This is a genomic window from Chitinophaga sp. YR573, from assembly GCF_900110995.1.
In the GTDB taxonomy this organism is placed as follows: Bacteria; Bacteroidota; Bacteroidia; order Chitinophagales; family Chitinophagaceae; genus Chitinophaga.
Genome location: NZ_FOJF01000001.1, coordinates 104,309 through 129,387, shown reverse-complemented (window position 1 = coordinate 129,387; position 25,079 = coordinate 104,309). Strand labels below are relative to the sequence as shown.

Sequence of the window (25,079 nt, the reverse complement as noted above, 5' to 3'; positions counted from 1 at the left end):
TGCCTGATTCTGGTTAGCCGAAGTCGTCCATCTTTATTTTGTCAATGGAAACCCCTTCCCGGGTCAATAACTGCTTCATAGAAGTCAGGAAGGGAGAAGTACCCACTAAGTAATAATCATATTGTAACAGGTCATTCAAATGATATTTTAGCAGATCAATATCGATCCTCTTGCTGGTTGAAGTGATGACCGGCAGATAGGTGTAATTTTTTATTTTTGCATTTTCCAGTTCCCGTTGATATGCTGCGGATGCTATTGTTCTATTAGAATTGAAAAGATAGATCTTGCTTTTAAATTGTTTTTTTTCCAGTTCCTTTAACATAGGAAGAACGGGCGTTATACCGATGCCACAAATAAGAAATACGATGTGCCCCATGCCTGGTTTCAACAGAAAATTACCGCAAGGACCAAAGATGGTGGCCTCCTCATCTATCTCCATTTGTAAACAGGAGTGTTTAAAACTGCTTTCGCTCACTCTCATGGCAAACCGAAGGCTTGGTTCGTCGGGATGAGAGACAATAGAAAGTGAACGAAAGGGCAGGTCCAGTTCGATTTTCTTTGGTTTATTCAGGCGAAGAATGGCATACTGTCCTGGCTTATGGTAAAATCCTGGTGGTTTCTCAAAGGTTAGCTCTATGCTGTTCTCCGCGATTACCTGCGTTGCCAATAGTTTAACGATCCTGCTATCCTCCTGTAGCTGTTTGTTATAGGTTTGCCATTTGATCCTGTCATTCATAGACATGGCAGCCCAATAGCCGCCAGAGATCGACCCGGTGAATCCGCCGCCGGGAAAAGACCATGCAGATGCGAAATACATATTTTTAACAGGAGAGCTTGCAGGAATTCTCTTCACACCTGACTGTGAGGGACTCTGTGCATAGCCATAAGGCGTGCCTTTGGGATTAAGTGTATATCGCTGAATAGTTTTAGCGGTGCCTACTTCATAAAAAATGATATGCTCAAGAATACCGGGGTAATAGGTTTCCAGTCTTTTTAAAAAGAGCTGTGCAACCTGTTCTTTTTTGTTTTTATAAGCCACTTCATCCAATCCTTCCCACTCCGATAAATAATCGGCTGCGCAGATCACGCCAAAGCTTTTTCCCGCAGGCGTAATACCGGAGTCGACCTGGCTGTAATCGACAAATACAAAAGATTTATTACCCCAGTCTCCAATGTTGTTTGCTTTGATGTCTTTCAGCTGGTTGATACCTTCGCCCTGAATGAAGGTGGAATAATGTTGCACCCCAAATTGCTTCAGGTCAATATCGAAACCCATGTAAATTGAAATAAGCGAACAGGATGCTTCCAGTTTTTTCGTTTTGTCTTTCAACGATTGTCTGTAGGGTTCGGGTAGCATCTTTATAACATGTGGTATAGCCGCGTTCACTACAATAGCATCTGCATAAATGGTTACAGGTTCCAGCGAATCATTGAAAGCATCGCGGTACTGCACACCGGTAGCCCTTCCATTTTCAACCAGAATATTTTCTGCTTTCTTGCCTGCCATTACCTGTCCGCCATTTTTTTCTATAAAGTAAGTAAGGTAATCGGAAAGCTTTTGTGAGCCGCCCTTTATATAATAACCGCCACCTGTTATATAGCCAGCCTGTGCAATAGCAAAATACAGCAACGATAAATTGTACGGATCATCACCATAATACAAAACATTGGTAGTAAGCACCAGTTTAAGCTGTTCATCGGTGATGTGTTTGTCGAGCCACTCACCGCAGCTTAGCTTTATTGACTTAAAAACATTTGAGTACAAAACAGGGATAAAGGGATAGATCAGTGTCATCTTCCACTTTTCTTTGGGCATCCGGTAAATTTCATCCAGCACATTGGTCATTAGTCTGAAAAAAGCCTGAATGCCTTTTGCCTCGTGCGGAAATTTTTCGATCAGAGCCTGTTGTGCGCATGCTGTGCCGTGTGGAAAGGTGAATGTGGTAGCCGCAGAGGTAGAGGTGACATGAAAGAACTCAGGGACCTGAACGAATTGTATAAACTCGTTTACGTCAAGCAACTTGAATACTTCAGCTTTGATATCTTTGTCATGAAAGCCGTTCATTTCATGTAACCCTACTTCCATGATAAAATCCTTGCGCTTGAAGTTGGTGGCGCATCCCCCAGGTATATAGTGCTGCTCAAGGACCAGCACCTTCTTTCCCAATTTGGCTAATGTGGCGCCGGCTGTTAAACCACCCAGCCCGCTTCCTATAATTACCGCATTGAATTTATTGATCTCTGTCATATTTTGGCTATTGTTACCGCGAGGGCATTCTTTATCCTATCCGTTATTCTCAGGCGCAGGCATGTCAAATCCATTTAATACCGTTGCAATGAGGCAATAGCCGCTGATGAGAAAGATGAGCTCTCCGGTTTCATTCCGCCCAAGTACCTTGACAGCCTGATTATAGGTTGAAGCTGGAACAACATGGCCTTTAACCAATGCCGATGCTACGTCATGTGCAATCGCCTGCTCCTCGTTTAAACCTTCCGGGCGACCACCGGCTGCCAATGATGCGATAATACCGGCTGAAAGCCCAAATACCGCCCCCATAATCTCATGCGCATATAGCTCAAAGCGGGAACCAAAGGCGCCGCCTATCGTAAGGATGGCCACTTCACGCACTGTTTTCGGAAGTGTTGCGTGGTTATCCAACGACTTCAAAAATGTTAGCGCAGGTATACCAAATTGTGGAAAATGTAACATGGGCGGAAACGGACCTAACAGTGCGCCCTCACCATTCATCATCACTACCGGCCCCTGGCTGCTGGTTATCAAATTAGCGATCTCGTCGTGTACATAGCGAAGTTCGGGACTAAGCGTATGGGGTGGCAACGGTTGTAAACGCATGATGCTGTTTTTATGTTTTAAAGAAGTTCATTGGTGAATGCACCGTCGATAAGGATAAAAGCCATGCGACAAGGCTGTCCCGACCGGTTTGCCCAGGCATGGTTGGTGCCACGTTGAATGATAATGTCGCCGGCTTTGATGCTTACTTCGCCCTGATCAACTATCAATGTCATTTCTCCCTCCAGCACAATACCATAATCAATCGTCGCCGTTCGGTGCATCAAAGGATGCGGTGCGTCCTGGCCTGCTTTCGAAGCTGCTTCACCGCCCATTGCTTTAAAGTGTGAACCCGCTTCTTCTTTGGTAAGATTTCGGATCTCTTCCCCTTCTGGCGGGAAATCAATCACCCTGATACGTGTGCCATTTTTAGGAGGCCCCAGTACCAGACTAGTTTCTTCCAGCTCGCCGGAAACAGGATCAATCAGCGCTGGTGACTGCCTGGTATTCCATACTTCATGAAACCTGGCGCCGTTTGGTCCGCCAATCATATACGTTTGGTCTGGTGAAGCATCTGACACGATAATTGCTTTCCCGTCTGCGCTATGACCGGTTACGATACGTCTTACTGTTTTTTGTTGCTGATCCATGATATTAGCTTTTAGATGTGCTTTGATTTTTAAAAACAAAAACGCCCAGGTAATGAAACAGTACGCCTATTGCCCATGCTGGTGTTGACCATAAAGGCCATGGATAACTTCTGTCGGTCAAATACCACACGATCCAGATGACCGGTGTGGTCAATAAGAAAACGATCAGATGGATCCTGAAACCTTTTTGGGGAGATGTTAGATGTGACATACACTTTAAATTTCTGATGTGATGATATAGGATGGTTATGTATTATTTGTTTAACAACTTTTGTAAGATAAAATTACAATCGTAACAGAGGGCCACGAAGACATCTGCTCACTTTTTTGGAGTGATTAGACTCACTATTGCCAAGTGATTAGACTCACTATTGACAGGGATACAGCAGGAGTTGATTAAAAAAATGAGGGTGTATCAGCGTTGATACACCCTCATAATATAATAGTCGATTCTAAGGTCTTATTTATTGTTAGTATATAACCGGCTTAAGGTTTCGCGGCGCAAGCCGAGAAATTCGGCGATCATTTTTTTAGGTATTTGTTGTATTAAGACGGGATACAATTTTGCAAATTCTTCATATCGTTTTTGTGGTGTATTGCACAGCAACATTTTGATCCGTAGCTGCAGGGCAATAAACCCCCTGGTCATTTTCATCCTGAAAAAATGTTCCATTTTGTGCAGCTCCGCAGCCAGTTTTTCCCTGCCATAAAGGCTGAGGCATAATACTTCACCTGGCACTAAACATTCAAGGTACATGCTTGCCGGCTTTTGGTTAAAATAGGAATTATAGTCAGACATCCACCAGTTCTCCTGGGCGAACATGCAAACATATTCCCTTCCCTGATCGTCGGCATAAAATACCTTATATGTACCAGAGAGTACCAGGTATTCGTATTTGACGTCTTCCCCTTCCTGTATCAGGTATTGGTTCTTGCGTACTTTTTTTAATGTAAAGAACGATTTGATGAATTCAAATTCTTCATCGTTAACGGGTGTTATTTCTTCAATGTGTAACCTCAATCTGTCCATGTTATCAGGTCTATGGAATTACTTTTAATTTTTCAAAGTGACAACTAACCTTGAGGGACACCATTTATATGCCATTTAATATGAATAGTAAGAACAGGATTTTTCGGTTTTGCAATTATTTGAAAATTAAATCCTTAGAACGATTACAATGACGGGAACCTACCAATAATGACAATCAGCCAACTCCAATTTTTTTGGAGCCGGCTGCACGAAGTCTAAAAATATTGGAGTAGATCTTTTATGGATTTTCTGTGGGATGGATAAAATCCTGTCTCTTAATATTCAGCTTTGCTATTTTTGCTTCCAGCGTGGTTGGTTTGATATTCAATATTTCCGCTGCGCCATTTGTTCCGCGTATACGACCATTCGTTCTTTTTAAGATCGAAATAAGATAAGCTCTTTCTGTTTCCTTCTGAACGTGTTTTACATCCTCCAGTGTTTCGATATTTATTTCACCGGCTACCGCAGGAGCCACCATTGTAAGGCTTCGCATTAATTCCAGTTTTGATTTGCCATCGTTAAGGATAACAGACTGCTCTATAATATTCTCCAACTCCCGAATATTCCCCGGCCAGTTGTAGGCACGCATTTCTTCCATCATGGAAGCTGTAATACCCTCGAATGGCTTATTGAATTCCTGGCAAAACCTGTTTGCAAAAAAAAGTGCCAGCGCTTCAATATCAGTTTTCCGTTCCCGTAAAGGTGGCAAGGTTATGGGAAAAACATTGAGTCGATAATAGAGATCAAGCCGGAAATTTCCTTCTGCTACTTCTTTTTCCAGGTTTCGGTTGGTAGCGGCCACAATTCTAACATTCACTTTTACAGATGAACTGCTGCCTACAGATGAAATTTCTTTTTCCTGTAAAACACGGAGTAATTTAACCTGCATATCCAGCGGCAATTCTCCAATCTCATCTAAAAAAATAGTGCCTCCATCGGCTTGTTCAAATCTGCCCTTTCTTTTTTCTATGGCGCCGGTAAATGCTCCCTTCTCATGGCCAAATAATTCCGATTCTATCAATGTGGTTGGAATGGCAGCACAGTTTACTTTTACGAATGGCCCCTTTGTTCTTTGTGACAGCGCATGAATATAATAGGCTACTTTTTCTTTTCCGGTTCCGCTTTCACCGAGTATCAGGACCGACGTATTATAGGGGGCGATCCGCGTGGTAAGATCCAATGTGGTCAGTAAAAGCGGGTGATTGCCAATAATACCCTGAAATTCGGGGTGATTTGCAGCTTCACCAGGTTCTTTGTTAGTGGAACCGGGTTGATCGATTGTACGCGCTGTATGCGTCATTTTCTCTGCCAGTTCTGTCAAATATATCTTTAAACGACCCAGTAAAGCAATGTGCTTCTCCGTGTAAATAGCGCGCTGACGACTATAAAAAAAGTAGTGAACCGCTGAACCGTTCCTTACAGTCACAGGGAAAACCAGGTAAGCCTGACAATTAAAGAAATCAAACCATATTTTTTGCAGTGAAGGATCATTCAATTCATCTCTGTAAATGATCGCGTCTGTATCTGTGTGACTGTTCTTAATAATGCAGGAAAACTCGTCTTTAGTTAAACCGGTAATTGTTGTTAATTCTTGTTCACGAATAAACTGGTACTCATCAAACCCGATGCGTAAATAGGTTGTATCATTGAATTGCGCAACATCAAATGGCCTTGGTCCTACGGAAATAAGATCAAATGGGATATATGATTGTAACAAACGGGCGATCTTCAGTAACTTTTGTTCAGCTGTTGTAGTTTCATTGCTTATTGCTGCTAACTGCTTTTGCAAAAAATCTTCCTGCCTGAGTTGAGCCTCCAGGCTATGGCGGTGGCGATATAGGGCAATTTCCAACGCTACCAGCAGATCTTTTTCCCTGAATGGCTTTACGAGAAATCCATAAGGCTCGGTAGTCTTTGCTTCTTCCAGTATTTTCTGGCTTGAATGTGCAGACAAATAAATGAAAGGAATATTTTCGGACCTCAGTTTCCGGGCCAGGTCTATACCTGAACTTGCTCCTTCTAATCGAATATCGAGCAGTACAAGGTCCGGCTGTTGGCTCCGGATATTTTCTTCAGCCTCTTCAACGGAAGCCATTATACCTGTTACACTATAACCACCGTTCTCCACTGCTAAACGGAGCGCATTTCCCACAATAAATTCATCTTCTACAATCAGTATTTTGATATTCATATTTATATTGTTGCTAAGCTCATTTAATTAAGATTGGAAACTTCACCGTTATGTGTACGCCTTTATTGTTTTCAATATAAAAGTTTCCTTTTAGCTGCCTGGTAAGCCCCTGCATCAGATCCAGCCCGAGTGAATGGTGTTTACCGGTATCAAGTCCTGCCGGTAACCCAATACCATTGTCCGATATTTTCAGTAATAATTGATCGGTACCCTCATATTGTAAATGAATGCTTACGACGCCTTTCTGATCATTCAGGAAGGCATACTTGATAGCATTGACAATACTTTCCGTAATGATCAATCCCAGGGGGATTGCCTGCGATACATCAAGATCTGCCGAAGCGATCGTTTGTTCAAAAGTTATCTGATTATTAGCATCAAAACTTTCATGCAGGTAACGCACCAGGTCTTTGATATAAACGGGCATCGAAATGGTTGACGTATTGTCATCCTTGTAGAGCTTCTGGTGGATCATTGATATTGCCTGCATCCGCCGCAGACTGTCATTTACCGCAAGCCGGGCTTTATCATCCTCAAGATACATGGATTGCGCATACAGTAAGCCGGTTACCATCTGAAGGTTGTTCTTAACCCGGTGGTGTACCTCTTTGATCAACCATTCTTTTTCTTTGAGCAATTTATCCTGTTCTGTAGTCAGCTTTTCTAAAAATATATTTTTCTGATCCAGTTCCTTCTGATTCGCCCTGAGCTGGCGATTGTTTCTTTGTTTTATCAGATAACGGTTAAATAGCAGGCCCACAATGATCAGCAGTAGTGCCACATAGGCCAGGGTTATGTTCTTTGTTTTATTAGTCTGCTCAATACTAATACGCTGCAGTTGGTTTTGGTTATTAAGCAGTTTAATATCCTTTTCCTTTTTAGCAGTTTCAAATTGAACCTGTAATTCTTCTATTTGCCAGTGCTTGGTTTCATTTAAGAGAGAATCGCTTAATTGCTTGTGCTTTAATAAATGTTGTATAGCGGAAGTGTAATTCCCTACACCGGAATCACCTTTGAAGAGCATCAGGTGAACATCTTTCATTAGTGCATATGAATTCCTGATTTCCGCAGCGCTAAGTGCCTTTTGCAAATAGTCAATCGCTTTTCTGTATTGCTGCTTACTGATAAAATACTGCCCTATCTCGTAATAGACATCAGTGGTTATTTCATTATTTTCTTGCAGAAGCCCTGCCAGATTTATTAATTTAAGATAATACTTTTCGGCCTGTGGATCCTGCTTCACAGCATGGTAACAGTAGGCTAATGAACCTACCAGACATATTTCTGCGTCCACTCCGATAGGTTTGTTCTTAGCGTTGATGTCAAGAATATAGGCGAGTGCTTCCTTCTCCCTGTTTATTTTTATAAGTTCCCTTGCAAAGAAACCCGCATCCCTGAATTTATAAAAATTGTCGCTATCATTAAATACCCGGTTATTGAGCGTTTTTGAATACCACTCCACGCTTTTGTCTGGTTGCCCTATTTCCCTGTACATATTGGCAAGGCGACTGTAAAAAGTAAGGGATGAAGTGGAATCATTTGTGGCTTCAATACTTTCTATTGCCTTTAACCCATAAAAAATACACTTATTGAAATCGCCTTTGTGGCGGTATGTAACAGCCAGCAGATCATAAATATAATGCAGGTCCCGATAACCGATTGCTTTGTAAAGATCCAGTGAGTTCAGTAGCGCTGTTTCCGTCTGGGTTAACCTGCCATTCACCATATGTATATCAGCAATCGTCTTTAAAACAAATGCTTCTCTTTCCTGGTTACCACTTTTTTTATAAAGCGAGCGCATTTTCTCAAAACAATACAACCTGGTTATTCCAGTATTCTCGCGTAACGGAATCAGCATTGCCAGCTCATACCACAAAAGAGCTTCTCTTTCTTCATTACCAGGCATGCTTATTTTATCAATTGTTTCCTGGTATAGCTTTTTGCTTGGCTGCAAACCTTCGGTAATAAAGCTAATCATTGCCTTGATATGTGTAAGTTCAGGTAGCCATTTTGCAGACAAATAAACAGGTGCTATTTTACTTGCTTGCTCTAGGAAAATTATTGAGCTGTCTAAGTTCTGTTTACTGAATCCGGATTTATGAAACAGATAATGGCGACCCAATATGATCAACAAACGAAAACGCGTTGAATCCTGTATCGTACCTAACAGGTTAAGTGCAGGTTTTATTTCATTTTTTCTAATAAAGGCATCTCCCTTTAATAAAATAGCTTCATTTTTCCCATTTTCATATTTTAATGCCTCACTAAGATGAAGGGCCTGGGTTGCAAACCAGTTAGCGCTATCAAGCTGTGTCCATGGATTTCCGGTTTTGTACACGTAATATTCCCTGAGTAAATAATATCGGCCCAGTTTTAGCAAAACATGCACCCGGCCTGTATCTGCTTTGCTTTTCCGGAGTTGCAATAACATTTCCGATTGATCATTCCATATCCTTTGAGCAAAAGAAAATGGGGGCGTAACCAGCAAAACGACAATGGTGACAATAAAAAAAATGGTTCTTTTATTATAATGCTTCATGTATTTAAAAGGAAATTTTATATACTTAGGCATAGCTGTATCGTAGCAGGTCACAAAAATTAACAGCGATGCATCATAATAATGAAACGACGGAAATAGACTATTCTGCAACTTTAGCCACTGACTTGCCTAACGGACCCCAAAAGGGGCATAAAATCGAATTAAAGGGGAAATCAATATTCAAATTCCTTGACAACAAAATTATTGAATTAATAGATATATCATAATTGTCAATAATAAGTTGAGCGAAAAATTTCACTCATACATTGGCAAATGTTAGATAAATCATCCGTGAACAGGTTCGAAAGTTGTCCCTTGTAGCATACAACCCCTATTTACATTGCGTACAGAGGGTCTTAGTTTTAGTGAATATCTAATATGGCTTTGCCGCCCGGAAAGCGTTGTTTTTGGTTCGATCCCGGTAAGGGTAATTCTTTAATGATACAGTATCAGTAGTTCACGATAAGTTTACAAATGCCAAATTGAAATCTAATAAGATCAGTTTTGACGAGGAGATTGTTCTTAAGAGCTAATCTCAAGCTTATATCCTTTGCCGCGTACAACAGCAATTTTGATATTCGGATCAAATTCCAGTTTTTTCCTCAATTTTGATATGAACATATCCAGGCTACGCCCTACAATAACACCTTCATCCTCCCATATCTCTTTTTGCAGCCGGCTTCTCTCTATAGTCTGGTTAGGAGACAACGCAAAAATAAGCAGCAGACGTGTTTCAGTTCCAGTCAGGTCTATGGTTTTCCCATTTATTGTCAATTGCCGATTCTTCGCATCGAACAACACCGGGCCCAAAGTTAAAATGCCAGGATTTTGAGCCACAGGCGCGGCGATTCGCGGTTTAACCGATCTGAAAAAAATAAAACCAACAAATGCTAAAACCGACAGGCAGCCCAGAAGATACCCATTTGCTGTATTTATTCCTGTCGGTTTAAATTTAATGTTGACCATGTAACATCCTTTGGGTTGCACCCTTCCTCTACAAGCTACAATATCATCTTTTTTATTGTTGGATATAGCGTATCCATAGGCTACACTGGAGTTGCCACAATTCAGAACGTTAACTACATAATCACTTGCGAGAGGGTCTTTGGCCAACAAACGCCGGGTAGTATTCACCAGCGAGTCCGGTTGAAAAGTAAGCTCATTCTCAAACCTGATCTGGTACTCATTTTTCGCGATCTTTTTTACCGGAAGAACCCTTGATTTACTGTCGCCCGACTGGGTGAGTAGTTCATCTCCTATCCTCCGAAGCAAAACTTCTCTCCTGGCGATATCAAAATCGTCACTGCCGGTCATAATGAATGCCGCGCAAATCACAGAGATAAACGAGAGTAATATCACTCCCCACAGGTACTCGCGTCTCCCGGAAAGTAGATTTCGGCCATAAAACATACCATTTACAATTTATTTACAAAGGTTACATTTTTATTTACAATGCAAGTTCCTCCGGCTGAAACATATCAAAGTATTTTTGTTGCATCAACTTTAAAAGGATATGAAAAATAAAAAAAATGCTTTAAACGGATCTGATTTATCAGCAGATAGATCTATGTTAATTAAATCTACAAAAAACATGAAAAAAGTTATTTATGCGCTGATCTTACCGCTGGTTGTGGTAAGCGGACTAGTATTTGCTAATCGCGAAATTAAAAATGAAACTTCTAAAAGGCCAACCCCAAAACCCCTCTCAGCTACTGAAAGGGAAGCCGAACGGAAAAAATGGGAGGCTACCCCTGAGGGTGTAAAGTTCAAAAAATGGGAAGCGTCTCCCGCAGGTAAAAAAGTGTATGCCGGTGTTGCTAAAATAAGGAAGCATATAAGTGATTTTACCAATATGGAGGCTGTTATAACCTCTCTTTCTCTTCCGCCAGGATCAAGATTAGGTTTCGGTGTGATGGCCAGTATTAATGGTGTCGATTACATTGTAAGATTTGAACCGGAAAAGTCTCAACTTGAGCAATTGCATAGCCTGAAAGTTAACGACAAGATAATTATAAGAAGCCATTACGTATCGTGCGCGCCCAAGTATGCATACCCAATAGTATCGGGCGAATATGTAGAACGAGATAATAAAGTAATTTTTAAACGTGTCCCCCGCAAAGGCGGTTGCTGAGCAAATAAATTATGAAATGCGTATTGATTACCAGGACACAGTTTGTACCTGGTAATCAGTTAAAAGCCTGACGAAATTCCAGCGGTGATAAATTCGTCTTCTTTTTGAAAAGCGTGCTAAAGGATTGCGCGTGCTCAAAGCCCAAGGCATAGGCGATCTCGCTGACCGAAAGACTGGTCGTGGAAAGTTTTTCTTTAGCTTTCGCGATCAGTTTTTCATGAATATGCTGCTGTGTGTTCTGCCCGGTATGAATCCGAAGCAGGTCACTCAGGTAGTTCGGCGACAGGTTCATCCGCGCAGCAATATATTGTACCGTGAGCAAGCTCTGTACGTCGCTGTTGAAGTAGTCATCGATCAACTGCCCGAACCTGGTCAGCAGCGCTGAATTATTATTCTTGCGGGTCAAAAATTGCCGCTCATAAAAACGGTTGGAGTATTTTAGCAGGCTCTCGATCTGCGTCAGAATGATCTCCTGGGTATGCTTATCGATATGCTGGCACTCCTTATCAATTTTATGGAGGATCATGATCAGGTCATCTTCTTCCTCGGCCGACAGGTGCAGCGCTTCGTTAACCGCGTAATCGAAAAAACCGTAGTGATGAATGCTGTTCGCCAGAGTATGCTGTAACAGGAAGTCCGGGTGAAAGATCAGGAGATAACCGGACCCGCATTCCATATTTTGCAGGTCCAGTTGTTGCACCTGGTTAGGCGCGGTAAAACTCAATACTCCTTTATCGTAATCATAATGCTGCTGTCCGTACCTGATCTTGCCTTTGGCTTCACGTTTGAGCGCCACGCAATAAAAGCGGTTAACGAAACCTTTCCAGATCTCGTCTTCCAAAAAAACACTTTCCGCCAGATTGATCACGCTCACCAGCGGGTGGCGAGGTTCCGTTAAGGACAGCAAACGGTGAAATTCCGATATGGAGTTAATGGCGTTCATAAACAAAATTAATCAATTAAGCCCATACTGAATTCATCATAAGGCGCGCCGGTATCCGTACCTAAAGGCACGATGCTTTCCAGTTGTGATAGATCCGCCTGAGTTAATACGATAGTTGTTGCCGCAATGTTTTGCTCCAGGTACTTCCGGCGTTTCGTTCCCGGGATCGGCAGGATGCCTTTGCTCATGATCCAGGCCAAAGCCAGTTGTGAAGAAGTGACATGCCTGGCTTCAGCCATTACTTCGATAGCTTTCACCAATTCAATATTCTTGTCGAACTGTACGCCCTGGAAACGCGGGATTGCCCTGCGGAAATCATTCTCAGGCAGGTCATCGATGCTTTTGATCTGTCCGGATAAGAATCCACGGCCCAGCGGTGAGTAAGCTACAAAACCAATACCCAGCTCCTTTAAGGTTGCCAAAACTCCACGTTCTTCCACCGTCCGCTCGAACAAAGAGTACTCGCTTTGTACGGCAGTGATCGGGTGCACGGCATGCGCCCGCTTAACCGTTTCAGACGAAACTTCCGACAAACCGATATAACCCACTTTCCCTTCTTGAACCAGCTCAGCCATCGCCTCAACCGTTTCCTCGATCGGCGTATTTTTATCCAGGCGGTGCAGGTAATACAGATCGATGTAATCCGTATTCAGATTTTTGAGCGAACGCTCCAAAGATTTCTTTACATAATCTTTCTTACCATTGATGGCCCAGGTTACCTTATTGTTATCATCGATCTCCCAGCCAAACTTGCTCGCCAAAATATACTGATCACGTTTACCTCTGATCGCTTTAGCGATCAACTGCTCATTCTTCAGCGGTCCGTACAGATCGGCAGTATCTAAAAAATTACCGCCCAACTCAAGCGAACGTTGGATCGTCGCGATGGCTTCCTGCTCATCCGCAGGACCATACATATGCGCCTCTTCAAAACCCGTCATGCCCATACAACCCAGGCCGATCAGCGGCAGAACCAAACCCTGGCTGCCCAATGCTATTTGTTTTATTTCCATGATCCAAAGGTCGGTAAGCCAAATCGCGCGCATGTATGCAAACCCCTGAAGCTTGTAAGCAAATCAAGGAATGATTTTTTAAACGTCTGCAAACATTTTGACTTATGGGAGGATAAGCCTGTCTCCAACCTTTTCGTATGCTGTTTAACCATACTTCCTATAGAAGTATAAGCTGTTCTATTTGATCTTTTTTGCTTCCTGCTGTTGCCCGTTTTGATAAAGTATTAAGGCATTTACTTTACCTGTGGTGTCTTTTGTGAACTCCAGGTATGCGGGAAATTCTCTTGGAAAAAACTTAGTCTGCGTTTCGGGGACCATTTCAAAGCTCCCCTGTCTGGTGGCTTGCGCATATATCACTTTACCTTCTTTGTAAATTGTTATAATAAAAGTAGGGGACAGCGCATATTGTCCAATATAGGTTTGTAGTACTGAATCTGGTACAGTCACTGATTCTTTAATGGTGGAATGATACAATCCTTTAAATCCATAGACCTTTGAGACGCTATTTATCACTTCCGGTAAAATGCTACTGTTGTCAGAGTTCACCATCACCACTACGCCATTCCCGTCTTTCAGGCTTCCGTAATACTGGCAGCGAAATCCTTCATTCGCACCTCCATGCTCAAAGTATCCGGTACTATCAAGGTCAATAAATACACCTAAAGCCGCGCTTTTATCGAGGTAAGGTGTTAGTCTGAGTGTGGTTGTTGCCTGGTTTAACACTTTGGCAGATTTGCCTTCATAAGCCAGCTGTGTTTCGATGATATATTTTGCGAGGTCAGTTGGATTTGTCCATAAGCCTGCAGGAGCTTCTTCGGGATAGATATGGTAATTTCCCTCTACTGGTTTCCCATCTCCACGATAACCGGTAGCCAGGAGTCCCGGATTAATATCCACAGGTGGTTGGGAAAAGGTGCTGGCAGTCATGCCTAAGGGCTGTAATACTTCTTTTTTCATGTAATCAGCATACGGCAGATGTGTTACATCCATTACAATCAGCTGGGATATCGTGGTGCCACCGCCTGAATATTCCGATTTTATGCCAGGTTCATACATAGAACGTACAGGTGCCGAATTTGCCGGTTTCACACCATCCAGAATCTGTATTACCGTCGGTAAGGGAGTTCCTTGCCTGTAGCCTGCAAAACCATGTACTGTCAATCCTGCGGTATGGCTTAACAGGTTGGCCACGGTGATCTTTTTCCCTTTAGCCAGGCTGTCATAAGGGAAGTGCCAGCTGGTGAGGTAAGTATTGATATCCGTATACAAGTCCAGTTTTTTATCCTGTACCAGTTTGAGTATACCTACCCCATTCAGGGATTTACTGATAGAGGCTGCCTGGAAAAGTGTTTGTGTTGTAACTGGTACTTTCAAACTATCATTTGCCCAACCATAACCTTTTGCCCAGATTAGCTTATAATTCTGTATAACGGCTATACTTAGCCCGGGTATTTTGTAATGAGCCATTCGTTCAGCTATCGTCCAGGGCGTTTCGCCGGTTAATTGTATCGTGCCGACCAGGTTCTTTTCCACCTGTAGTATTTTTTCTTTGTCGGTTTGAGCATAAATGGTTAACTGAATTAACAGGAGTAATGGTAAAACGAATAGTTTCATTATTGGGAATTTAGGTTAATTGTATGGGTTCTCTAAGATATGGCAAAGGTTGGTACTTTTTGGAAAAACTTGCCTAAGATCCTTAAAGAAAACTAAGCGGGTTCAAAAATCAAAAAAACTGATTCCAGACTGGATAAGAGGTAAAGCCATTACATCTTTTGATGTAATGGCTTTACGGTTGTTTAGGTTTTATTGAGCGAATCATGTAATTGCTTCAGATCATATATGATCTCATCAATTTGGCGAAGCTGTTTTTTTGTTTTTCGAAACCAGCTCCATAGTGCAATACCCGTTAAATAAGCTGTGGTGATTCCCAGAGCCGTCAACGTAAATAAAATCGAAGCCCGCCTTGTGATCTCCACTGTATAAAGGCTTAAAGCAAGCCATAAAAGCACACAGTAAATCCACACGTAGGTTGTCAGAACTTTACGCTGCCAGTGTAACTTACTGATCTGGTAGTGAATAAAGTCAACACTCGATACTTCCAGACTTTCTTTTTTAAAGCCATAGCTTCTCCATGAGACGATGAGAAATATTATTAGGAGGCAATAGATGACAGCGATGCTTACCTCAAATGGCCATCGGTACTGATGACGGAAAGCAAAGAAGACCCATCCGATAGTTATCAGTGCTATCAGAAAGCCAAAACTCATTGCCAGATTGGCAAGCAATACTTTACGCTGTTGCTTTTGCCATTTATTTTGTACGAATTGTATCTCTGTTGGCTGAACCACATCATTTACCGGCTGCGAGAGCCAGTTTTTCTGAATATCTTCGAAACTGTTCATGGTTTTAAGTTTTCCATTAAATCAAGTAAGCGGGTTTTAATACGGCTAATTTTTACACCTGTATTGGTCATGCTTATACCAGTGATCTCGGCAATTTCCTTATAACTCTTGTTTTCTAACACCAGGGAAATGATCAGGCGGTCCTGGGCTTCCAACTGGCTGATGCAATAGCGTAGTTTATCCAACTTCGCCTCCTGTTCCTGTTTTTGAGAAAGGGTCTCCTCATAGGGCATTGAGAATAAATCGGGCATCGATTGGTGCTGATGCCGTTTGTTTTTTAAGTTAAAATTAATAGCGGTGTTCACTGCTATCCGGTATATCCAGGTACTTATCTTTGCCTGCTCTTTAAAGCTTTGTATACTCTTCCATATCTGGTAAAGAATTTCCTGATAGAGGTCATCGGCCTGAGAAGCTTCATAAAGATATGCCCTGCAAATCCGGAGAATGCTTGCATGATTGGCTTTCACCAGTTCATTAAAGAAAGCCTCCTGTTTCTGGTTGATATTTGGCACGGCAGACTGGGTTTATAGCTTTTGGATAAAAGTATCAATTTCGTTTAAAAACCATTCAGGAGAGTCATATAGCAGAAAATGCCTTGCAGATGGACTAACGTGAATAATGCATGTTTCACACTTCTCATATTGCTTTTTAAAGGTAGCTTCGACGTATTCACTGGTAAACTGAGGATACTGAGCTGAATACTTATAGGCAGCTAAAACCAATACCGGTACTTTGATTGATGCAATTCCCTCACGCAAGTCATTACCCATCATCTCATTCAGAGTGTAAGCCATTGTTTTGCGATCGGATTTGGCGCCCCATTCGGCGATCATGTCCCACTTCGTTGAATCTGCGCAAAGCGTACGGGCTATCCCCAGTTGATACGTTTTCAATTGTTGATCGTTCATATTATTATAAGCCGTCAGCATAGATTGGGCCTGATCCTTGTTGAACCCACTCTGGGCGTTGGGATTAATTACACCTGCATAGAAAGGCAATGCATCCACTATAATTAATTTCTCCAGTCGGTCCCGTAATTCTGATGCTATCCAGAGCGACAAAAAACCACCAATTGAATGACCAATCATCACTACATGATGTAAGTTTTTGTTTTTAATATAGGAGATCAGAGATGATTTAAACGTATCCAGATAAGGACCTTCCGCTAATGGTACAGCACCTGCGTAGCCTGCAAGCGTAAAAACATGGCATTCATAATTTTTAGCATAATGTGCAACTGTAGCCTGCCATTCATCGCCACTGCAGGTGGCGCCCGGAATAAATAACATAGGCTGTCCTTTTCCGGTCACTTTCACTTGAAAGGCAGGATTAGAAATACTTTGGGAGTAGCCTGATATCAGTATAAATGAAAAGGCTGTAATAGCTAAAATCTGAAATAGGAGTGTCTTTTTCATATGTTGAATTCATTTTGATATCTTAGTAAAGACAACTCCTGATTTATTACAGATTTTTTTTATCAGGTACATCTGAGGGGGGCAGTGTCAAAAATTTCATATGCGTATATTCATTGTCGCTTAACAAAAAAGAATGAGTGATGCTGTATAGCCAACCACTCATTCTTTTTAATATATTCAGGATATGCTATGAAAGAAATCTCTAAGTTCTTTTGCATATAGATCAGGCACATTCAATGCTGCAAAATGACTGCCTTTTTCTATGATATTAAATCGTTGCACATTCACTTTCCTGTTGACCCATTCTATTGGAAAAGGGGCCTCTCCCGGGAACAAGGATACGCCGGTAGGAACTTCGACCTTCATGTCTGATTTAAGTCCTGCTGTCCAGGCTACCTTACCTTCCTCTGCATATGTACGGATAGAGGTATTAATGGTTTGCGTAATCCAATATATCATGATATTAGTGATCAGTTCATCTTTCGAGTAGTGATCGTCTATATTTTCAGGTTTGCCGGACCAACCATGGAACTTTTCAATTATCCAGGATGCTAATCCCACAGGGGAATCATTTAAGCCGTAACCTAATGTTTGAGGCTTTGTTGTCTGAATAAGGTTAAAAGCTCCTTCGGCAAAGAACCATTGTTGGATAAAGCGGCCAAACTCTTGCTCCGGCGCTGACATCGTTGACCAATCTTCTTGTCCGTTTGGATAGCCAACATCCGTTATATGAATAGCAGATACCAGTGAAGGATACTGATTGGCCAATGATTTGCTGATTGTTGAACCAATATCCCCTCCCGCGGCAAAGAACGTTTGGTATCCTAATACCTCTGTCATCAGCCTGGCCCATAAACGGGCAGTTTGGTCACTGCTTTGGGGAACTTTATCCGAAAACCCAAAACCAGGTATTGAGGGGATGACAAGGTCAAAAGCTTCATCGGCATTGCCGCCATGGCTTTCGGGATCAGTAAGTATAGGGATTACTTTATGAAACCTGTAGAAGCTATCGGGCCAGCCATGCGTTAAGATCAGTGGTTTGGCATTCTTAGATTTTCCTTTAACATATATAAAATGCACAGTAATACCATCTATTTCTGTTTTAAACTGAGGAAATTTATTCAGATAGGTTTCCTGTGTTCTCCAATCGTACTCATTCTGCCAATGATCTACCAGTTCACGTAAATAGGTTGGGTTGGTACCATAATTTCAGCCAGCGTTTTCCGGTTCATCAGTCCAGCGCGTCTGTTTTAATCTTACAGATAGATCGTTTAATACTTCCTGGGGTACTTCTATTTTAAAAGGTGTCATTTGGGTTATCTTTTTGTTTACACAAATTTAGCTGCCTCCCGCCTAACCCCATTGTAAAAAATTTACCTACCCCTGATCTAAGGGTTAGCAGGAGGTTGTAAAATCATATCTGCAACAAGATGATTTTCTTCCATTTCCATTTGTGATAATAAATATTGTGTTGGTTTGATGCCGGTAAACCGGGTAAACTCTTTGACAAAATGTGCCTGATCATAATAATCATACTCATTAACAAGCGCCAACCAGTCTGTCTTCCCCTTAAAGGTTTGAATATCCCTGATCACCTTTTGAAACCTATGGAGCCTTTGCAGGTATTTGGTTGAAAAACCAGTATGTTGTTTGACGATATGTATGACATGTTTTTGGGAATAACCGGATTTCTTTATTAGCCAATCAATGGGTTTTTCAATGTTCTTATCAATAAATTTCACCAGAGAATCTTCGAAACGGAGATCGCTGGTGTATCGCAGGAAATAGCTTTCAATATGTCCAAACAACTGCGGGATATCATCTGTATTAATAAGTTTTTCGTATAAGTTCTTAAAGGAATTACCTAAAAGCAATTCGGCCTCCAGACAAACAGTATTTATGGCTGTTATAGGGATCTTTGTCAGTGCATAAAAACCACCGGTAGTGAAGCGTACACTGAGAATACTTGAATCCTGTTTGTTTTGATATAAAATAGCCTGTGTTTGTATACCTGATATCCACGCATTTTTCATGACCCTTTTCTCTTTCAGATCAGTGTCGAGGAATGCAGTATTGATGTTTTTTTCCTGCAGCTCAATGACCAGATTGACACCTTTATCCGGAAGCTCTTTGATATATGGGATGGAGGAGTTTGAACCACTAACATACACGATATGCTGAATGTAATCAGATAAAGGATAGGCCGGTATATGTTTATGGAACTTCATAATCAGCTTAAAATTTGAACATGGTTACAATTTCGAAAGATATATGTTCCTGGTTACTTGAATCCTAAATATACTTTATTTGTCTATTAATGCTAGCGTTGTCAGGCCCAAAGTTCTCTAGATGATTAATGTCAGATGGGGGCTACTTTGCAGTCATTTCTTTAATGACTTTCTCCCGGTGCTGTTTACCCCAGGCAGCCATTTCATCTGTGAGTGGTTTAAGTGACCGGGCATACTCGGTAAGTTCATACTCAACCGTAGCCGGCTTGGTTTCCAGCGGGGACCTGGTGATCAGGCCATTTAATTCCAGCTTGTTCAGTTCTTTCGAAAGCATTTTGGGTCCTATGCCTTCAACTATGCGCTGAAGTTCGAGATAACGTTTTTTACCTGATGCCAGACAAGCTACTATCATCACTCTCCATTTACCATTCAAAATGTACAACGTATCATTTATCGCTTTAAAGTGGCGTTTACAGTCATCGGATATTTTTCCATTTTTCAGTTTGTCAACCATTCTCCAAATTTAAATAATCTCTTTGAGGGAAGTACTTCCCTGCGGGGAAGTCACCACTATTACAAGACTGAGCTCATTAGCTTTGCACCCGGTACATATTAGTAACTCAAACAAAGTTAATTCAATGAACAACAGTAAACAAAGCGGTATCGTTCTTATCGAACAACCGGGAGCACCGGACGTATTGAAATATCAAAATATAACGCTTCAGCAGCCAGGTCCTGATGAAGTGCTGATTGCCCAAAAAGCCATAGGGGTAAACTTTTTGGATGTATTTTTCAGAAATGGAACTTTTCCGGCGAGTCAATATCCTGCACCCATTGGTTTTGAAGCTTCAGGTATCATTGAAGAGGTTGGAACAGGCGTTAAAGATTTCACTGTAGGCGACCGCGTAGCCTATTACGCATCGGTTGGGGCCTATGCCGAAAGAAGAATCATTAACACCAATGAAATATTTAAACTGCCGGAAGATATATCCTTTGAACAGGCTGCTGCTGTCATGATAAAAGGTCTTACCGCTCACATGCTGATTAAGCAGAGCCATAAGGTTAAACCCGGTGAGGTTGTTTTGATTCATGCCATGACAGGCGGGGTGGGAACTCTGTTGAGCCAATGGGTCAGGGCGTTGGGGGCTACAGTCATCGGAACTGTCGGAAGTGCAGTCAAAAAGGAGTTAGCCTTAAGACGCGGCTTCAATCAGGTTATTGATCTGGGGTCTGAGGATTTTATTGGTGCCGTTAACCAGTACACCGGGGGTAAAGGTGTTGACGTTGTGTACGATGGCACCGGCAAGGCTACTTTTGAGAAATCGTTAACTGTAGTTAAAGATGGCGGAAGTGCCGTATTATATGGATGGCCTTCCGGTATGCCTGATGTAGACGAAGACCTGCTGATGCAAAGAAAAATCAAATTTGCACATGATGCGCTCAATGACTACCCACTTTATCAGGACAAAAGCGGAAAGGGGATGCCTGAAATATTCAGTTTGTTAAGGAATGGTATATTTGAACGAGAACAGTCATTCATTTATTCATTAAGACAGGCAATTGCAGCTCATGCGGATATGGAATCAAGGAAAACAACAGGCAGTATCATTTTGAAACCTGAATTATAAATAGTTATATCGTTTCAAAGAAATTCAACCCTGCAATTAGCAGTGGTTCAAATCCATAAAAACAGATACTCAAAGGATTGCTACCCTCATGAACAATAAGCCTTTGAGTATCTGGCTCATAAAAATAATTGGTATCATCCTGGTCATCACTGATAATAGGAATTTTCCAGTCCCAGGGTGTCCATGGATTATTGAGAGTATTATCAACCCATGGGAATATAAAGATCTGTGGATTCAAATGATAAGTCAGTATGTCTACCTCATCTTCTTCAATAGTTATTACACCTGAATCTACATTTCGTGTATGATAATTCTGATGAACATTCATAGCAATCCATTGATTGCCGGATCGCATGAGTTCAAGAATCATGGAATAGAGTGTGAACAATTCACGCACATACAAACCTCTTAACTCAGCTTGCGTAGGTGCCTTCACATCATTTATCTGTATTATAACCTCCGGCTTACGTTTACTGATTACAGCTTTAATCTGCTCATAGCTAATACGTGCTGCGGCAGCGTCTGTAGCTTCCCAGCCTGAAGAACGTATAATAGGAAGATTATTCATGAATTTAAGATTATTTGATAGCGTTCAATTTACAGATTAAATGTTAAAGAATTGGATCCGGATTACGGATCTTTTTATTAGAGAATATTCCTTTCCGTAATTATTAGAGGCATTTTAAAATATTCTCTCATCAAATGACTCTTTATTAAATTGAATTTATTTTATCCAATAAGCCTGAATTCTGTTATGATCAAAACCTCCTTATTTTACTAATTTATATCTGATATATTTAGCTACAGTTTCAATTGCCTCTCTGCCCTGATCTATTATGCCTCCCATCTGGAAGAAACCATGTGGCATTTTGGGGTAAAGCTTTTCGGTTACCTGCACGTATGCATGGCGAAGCTTTTTGGCATAGTCCATAGCCTCATCCCGCAGTGGGTCATATTCTGCTGTTATAATGAACGTATCAGGCATGCCAGACAGATCATCGTTGAATATTGGTGCTGCCTTGATTTTATCTTCTGTATAATACTCCCATAACTCAATAGCACTCTTTAAGGTTAAAATAGGGCCTTCTGCAAACGTAGACCAGGAGGGAGTTGCAAGAGATGAGTCAGTAGCGGGGTATATGAGTATCTGACATAAAATGTTATTCAGCTTTCCTGCTACAGCAGTAGCTAATGTACCTCCGGCGCTATCTCCGGCTACAGCGATACAATGGCTATCTATACCCAGTTCTTCTGCATGGTTTATGATCCATTCTGTTGTGTCGGTACAATCATTCAAACCATGAGGAAACGGGTATTCAGGAGCAAGCCTGTAATCAACAGAAATAATGACTACCCCTGATAAATTAGCAAGCTGCCGTAAAGGACGGTCATGTGTTTCAATACCTCCTTTGAAGAACCCGCCGCCATGAAAATAGACTACTGCCGGTAATGTCTTTTTGTTATCAGGTCTGTAAATCCTGATGTTAATTTTTCGGTCAGTAAATTCGATGGTTTTGTCTTCGACTTCAAATACGGCTTCCTGCTCTCCTGCAAGAGGTATCAACTTTTCATAGAATACTCTTGAAGCCTGTAACTTGTCCTCGATATGCGTAACATTAACTGACTGCATGTAAGTCAGTACTTCCTGTACCTGTGGTAAAATTTCCATTTTATTATTATTTGAAGACAAATTTCCGCTGTAGAGATATATAAATAAAATAGCTTAATTTATAGGCGGTCATAAAAATATTTATTGTATGGTAAACCTGGAGTGGTACAGAACATTTAAAGCCGTCTATCAAACAGGATCACTAACTGCTGCATCAAAGGCTTTGTTTATATCACAGCCGAATGTGAGTCAGCATATCTCTTTATTGGAGGCACATGTTGGAAAGACATTATTTGAACGGAAGCCGAGGATAGTACCTACAGATTATGGTAAGCTGTTTTATACACAGGTAGTTGAGCCATTGGAAAAGTTGGAGAAAGTGGAGGAGAATTTCAATGCTGCCGGCTTTAAAAAACAGTTGCCCATCATCCGGCTGGGTACTGTGCAGGAGTATTTTCAGGCCGTATTATCAGAAAATATAGGCGCGATTGAACCGAATCTTATTTTGTCCTTTGGGCGCACCAAAGAGTTACTTGGCAGGTTGCACAAAGGTACATTGGATTTTGTGGTCGCTACTAAGTTGACCGATTATAAGAACCTTGTTTTTGAACCTGTCCGGCAAGAGATTTTTATCATCGCTGGTAGTAAAACAATTGACACCACTGAATTTGATAATTACGTTAGTGAAGAAAATTGGGAGAGCGGAGAAGCATGGTTGTTATCACAGCCCTGGTTTGCGTATACCATAGATCTTGCTATCATACGCAGGTTCTGGCAAAAGAACTTTTACAAACGTCTGGTTATTAAACCATACTGTGTAATACCAGACATGAATCTGATCTTAAAATCACTGAAACACTGTTCTGCTTTGACAATAGCGGCAGATTACCTGTTGGATGATGACCTCAAGGTAATCTGGCGTGGTAGGATACCCATAGAGAATGTATTGTATCTGGCTTACGATAAAACAAGAGTTACATCAGATCAGGTGGAGTTAATGAAGCAATTTTGCCGATGAACCGTTCAATTTAGTATCAACAGCTACCTGTTCCCAGGCGGCAAGATCTTTTAAAAGGTTTTCACTGTGCTGCTTAATGGCATTAACTGCATCCTCACCTAATTGCAGTCTTAACGGAGTGTTTGCGGCAAGCAGTGCTTTGTCTATAGCGGCAGCAGCTTTGAATGGATCGCCTTCCTGTGTGCCGTGCATCGTTTGGGCAAAATTTCTTGTTGGCCCAACAGTATCTTTGTAAGCAGCTAACTCCGGCATATACCTCATGGCAGCACCTGCTAATTCAGTTTTGAACTGACCTGGTTCTACAATCAATACTTTTATTCCCAGGGGAGCCAGTTCGGCAGCCAAAGCCTCTGAAATGCCTTCCAGTGCAAATTTTGAGGCAGAGTAAGCACCGAACCCGGGAACGGATAACTGCCCACCCAGACTGCTGATGTTCACTATCGCTCCTGATTGCTGTTGTCTGAATAGGGGAAGCAACGCACGGGTTACACTTACCGCACCAAAAAAATTTGTTTCCATTTGTGCCCGTAATTCATCTTCGGGTGTTTCTTCCACAGCACCTACAATACCATAACCCGCGTTATTAATGAGTACATCAACACGGCCAAAGCGACTCACTGCCGATGTTACTGCCTGAGATACTTCGGTGTTATTATTGACATCCATCCGTAATGCTTCTACCTGGTCGGGCGCAAGCGCTTTGATGCTTTCCAGTTTATCCAAACGCCTTGCAGTAACCACTACCTGGTAACCCTGTTGAATGGCATATTCAGCAAATGATTTTCCAAAGCCTGCAGATGCGCCTGTGATGAACCATACTTTTCTTGTATTATTTTCCATTGCAGTAAATTTTTTTTGATTTGATGGGTCTTTGTTGTGAGATAACGTATCGCGAAAATAATATTTTTATCTAAAAACTGAATATTACTGACATAGGGTTGTCATTATGGGATTTTGATGAAGAGAAATATAAAGGATTATCTATGGAAGAAACTGCCCTCGTGAACCGGTTAAATAATCATTACTCACCATTATCAGTGAGGAGAAGGAGCAGCTCACTGTTAAAATTGGCTGTTTTGCTTGCCAATGAGGAGAAAAAGGCTCCATCAAATTTTTCAATAATCTTTATAGCCTGCCGGGTGACTTTTATTCCCGTTTCAGTAAGTGTAATTGTCTTTGCGCGGGTATCTGTATGATGCTCCTGCCGTTGTACCATTTTTTTTTGCTGGAGGGTCCTTATGACCGTAGAGGTGGTCATAGGATCTATTTTGCTATGTTGCGACAAGTCGATCTGTGTTACGCTGTCTTTTTGTTTGGACAACCATAATAAACTTGCCAGCAATACAAATTGCGGATGTGTAATATTAATATCTTCCAGCGCTTTTTTGATACCTCTTTGCCAGAGCGTTGTTACCTGCCAGAGCAAAAATCCGGAGCTGTCTTCTGCTGCTTTTACACTAAAAGCCTTGTCGGGTTTCTTCATCATAATAG

The 25,079-nt window shown here is 41.6% G+C and carries 23 protein-coding genes and 1 pseudogene; 3 read left to right on the top strand and 21 right to left on the bottom strand.

What is annotated here, in order from left to right; all coding sequences use genetic code 11:
• Positions 1 to 13: 13 nt before the first annotated feature.
• The 8 genes from BMW86_RS00475 to BMW86_RS00440 all read right to left on the bottom strand — a co-directional run bounded on the left by BMW86_RS00475 (position 14) and on the right by BMW86_RS00440 (position 10,611).
• The gene (locus tag BMW86_RS00475; RefSeq protein WP_218149081.1) at positions 14 to 2,248 is read right to left on the bottom strand and encodes an FAD-dependent oxidoreductase; all 2,235 of its coding nucleotides are present in this window, start codon (positions 2,246 to 2,248) and stop codon (positions 14 to 16) included.
• A 36-nt stretch (positions 2,249 to 2,284) separates the two neighbouring features.
• Positions 2,285 to 2,854 (bottom strand): carboxymuconolactone decarboxylase family protein, encoded by a 570-nt coding sequence (locus BMW86_RS00470; RefSeq protein ID WP_089777903.1) that lies wholly within the window; start codon positions 2,852 to 2,854, stop codon positions 2,285 to 2,287.
• A 17-nt stretch (positions 2,855 to 2,871) separates the two neighbouring features.
• Positions 2,872 to 3,441 (bottom strand): cupin domain-containing protein, encoded by a 570-nt coding sequence (locus tag BMW86_RS00465; RefSeq protein ID WP_089777901.1) that lies wholly within the window; start codon positions 3,439 to 3,441, stop codon positions 2,872 to 2,874.
• 4 nt (positions 3,442 to 3,445) lie between these two features.
• The gene (locus tag BMW86_RS00460) at positions 3,446 to 3,652 is read right to left on the bottom strand and encodes a 2TM domain-containing protein (RefSeq protein ID WP_089777898.1); all 207 of its coding nucleotides are present in this window, start codon (positions 3,650 to 3,652) and stop codon (positions 3,446 to 3,448) included.
• A 249-nt stretch (positions 3,653 to 3,901) separates the two neighbouring features.
• Complete coding sequence (locus tag BMW86_RS00455) at positions 3,902 to 4,471, bottom strand: Crp/Fnr family transcriptional regulator (RefSeq protein ID WP_089777896.1); 570 nt, start codon at positions 4,469 to 4,471, stop codon at positions 3,902 to 3,904.
• A gap of 238 nt (positions 4,472 to 4,709) precedes the next feature.
• On the bottom strand, positions 4,710 to 6,662 hold the full coding sequence (locus BMW86_RS00450; RefSeq protein WP_089777894.1) for a sigma 54-interacting response regulator: 1,953 nt from the start codon (positions 6,660 to 6,662) through the stop codon (positions 4,710 to 4,712).
• A gap of 19 nt (positions 6,663 to 6,681) precedes the next feature.
• Complete coding sequence (locus tag BMW86_RS00445; protein ID WP_177189115.1) at positions 6,682 to 9,201, bottom strand: tetratricopeptide repeat-containing sensor histidine kinase; 2,520 nt, start codon at positions 9,199 to 9,201, stop codon at positions 6,682 to 6,684.
• Positions 9,202 to 9,723: 522 nt separating this feature from the next.
• Positions 9,724 to 10,611: a winged helix-turn-helix domain-containing protein gene (locus BMW86_RS00440; RefSeq protein WP_089777890.1), complete on the bottom strand. Its 888-nt coding sequence runs from the start codon at positions 10,609 to 10,611 to the stop codon at positions 9,724 to 9,726.
• A gap of 103 nt (positions 10,612 to 10,714) precedes the next feature.
• On the opposite strand from BMW86_RS00440, the gene BMW86_RS00435 reads away from it, so the two are divergent.
• Entirely contained in the window at positions 10,715 to 11,332 is a 618-nt protein-coding gene (locus BMW86_RS00435; RefSeq protein WP_255372818.1) for a hypothetical protein, read from the top strand.
• 55 nt (positions 11,333 to 11,387) lie between these two features.
• Here the strand turns inward: BMW86_RS00435 and BMW86_RS00430 are convergent, their stop codons facing one another.
• From BMW86_RS00430 to BMW86_RS00390, 9 genes and pseudogenes are all read right to left on the bottom strand, one after another.
• Positions 11,388 to 12,275 carry a helix-turn-helix domain-containing protein gene (locus BMW86_RS00430; protein ID WP_089777888.1) on the bottom strand — a complete coding sequence of 296 codons (888 nt, stop codon included), beginning with the start codon at positions 12,273 to 12,275 and terminating at the stop codon, positions 11,388 to 11,390.
• Positions 12,276 to 12,283: 8 nt separating this feature from the next.
• Positions 12,284 to 13,288, bottom strand: coding sequence for an aldo/keto reductase (locus tag BMW86_RS00425; RefSeq protein ID WP_089777886.1), 1,005 nt, complete (start codon positions 13,286 to 13,288; stop codon positions 12,284 to 12,286).
• Between the two features lie 177 nt (positions 13,289 to 13,465).
• Positions 13,466 to 14,902 (bottom strand): serine hydrolase, encoded by a 1,437-nt coding sequence (locus BMW86_RS00420; protein WP_089777884.1) that lies wholly within the window; start codon positions 14,900 to 14,902, stop codon positions 13,466 to 13,468.
• 182 nt (positions 14,903 to 15,084) lie between these two features.
• Positions 15,085 to 15,690 (bottom strand): hypothetical protein, encoded by a 606-nt coding sequence (locus BMW86_RS00415; protein WP_089777882.1) that lies wholly within the window; start codon positions 15,688 to 15,690, stop codon positions 15,085 to 15,087.
• Positions 15,687 to 16,202 (bottom strand): RNA polymerase sigma factor, encoded by a 516-nt coding sequence (locus tag BMW86_RS00410; protein ID WP_089777880.1) that lies wholly within the window; start codon positions 16,200 to 16,202, stop codon positions 15,687 to 15,689. Before BMW86_RS00410 ends, BMW86_RS00415 begins: the two co-directional genes overlap by 4 nt.
• 12 nt (positions 16,203 to 16,214) lie before the next feature.
• On the bottom strand, positions 16,215 to 17,105 hold the full coding sequence (locus tag BMW86_RS00405; protein ID WP_089777878.1) for an alpha/beta fold hydrolase: 891 nt from the start codon (positions 17,103 to 17,105) through the stop codon (positions 16,215 to 16,217).
• Between the two features lie 177 nt (positions 17,106 to 17,282).
• Positions 17,283 to 18,416, bottom strand: a pseudogene (locus BMW86_RS00400) (epoxide hydrolase family protein).
• Positions 18,417 to 18,493: 77 nt separating this feature from the next.
• Entirely contained in the window at positions 18,494 to 19,333 is an 840-nt protein-coding gene (locus BMW86_RS00395; RefSeq protein WP_089777876.1) for a helix-turn-helix domain-containing protein, read from the bottom strand.
• A 142-nt stretch (positions 19,334 to 19,475) separates the two neighbouring features.
• The gene (locus BMW86_RS00390; RefSeq protein WP_089777874.1) at positions 19,476 to 19,847 is read right to left on the bottom strand and encodes a winged helix-turn-helix transcriptional regulator; all 372 of its coding nucleotides are present in this window, start codon (positions 19,845 to 19,847) and stop codon (positions 19,476 to 19,478) included.
• A gap of 124 nt (positions 19,848 to 19,971) precedes the next feature.
• Between BMW86_RS00390 and BMW86_RS00385 the strand changes: the two genes are divergently transcribed.
• On the top strand, positions 19,972 to 20,961 hold the full coding sequence (locus tag BMW86_RS00385; RefSeq protein WP_089777872.1) for a quinone oxidoreductase family protein: 990 nt from the start codon (positions 19,972 to 19,974) through the stop codon (positions 20,959 to 20,961).
• 4 nt (positions 20,962 to 20,965) lie between these two features.
• Here BMW86_RS00385 and BMW86_RS00380 read toward each other — a convergent pair whose 3' ends face one another.
• Complete coding sequence (locus BMW86_RS00380; protein WP_089777869.1) at positions 20,966 to 21,529, bottom strand: hypothetical protein; 564 nt, start codon at positions 21,527 to 21,529, stop codon at positions 20,966 to 20,968.
• A 201-nt stretch (positions 21,530 to 21,730) separates the two neighbouring features.
• Positions 21,731 to 22,630 (bottom strand): alpha/beta hydrolase, encoded by a 900-nt coding sequence (locus tag BMW86_RS00375; protein WP_089777867.1) that lies wholly within the window; start codon positions 22,628 to 22,630, stop codon positions 21,731 to 21,733.
• A gap of 88 nt (positions 22,631 to 22,718) precedes the next feature.
• On the opposite strand from BMW86_RS00375, the gene BMW86_RS00370 reads away from it, so the two are divergent.
• Positions 22,719 to 23,588: a LysR family transcriptional regulator gene (locus BMW86_RS00370; RefSeq protein WP_089777865.1), complete on the top strand. Its 870-nt coding sequence runs from the start codon at positions 22,719 to 22,721 to the stop codon at positions 23,586 to 23,588.
• Here the strand turns inward: BMW86_RS00370 and BMW86_RS00365 are convergent.
• Both BMW86_RS00365 and BMW86_RS00360 read right to left on the bottom strand, forming a co-directional pair.
• A complete protein-coding gene (locus BMW86_RS00365; RefSeq protein WP_089777863.1) occupies positions 23,565 to 24,428 on the bottom strand; it encodes an oxidoreductase in 864 nt (287 codons plus the stop codon). The genes BMW86_RS00370 and BMW86_RS00365 overlap by 24 nt on opposite strands.
• A 181-nt stretch (positions 24,429 to 24,609) precedes the next feature.
• A complete protein-coding gene (locus BMW86_RS00360; protein ID WP_218149078.1) occupies positions 24,610 to 25,074 on the bottom strand; it encodes a MarR family winged helix-turn-helix transcriptional regulator in 465 nt (154 codons plus the stop codon).
• Positions 25,075 to 25,079: the final 5 nt, after the last annotated feature.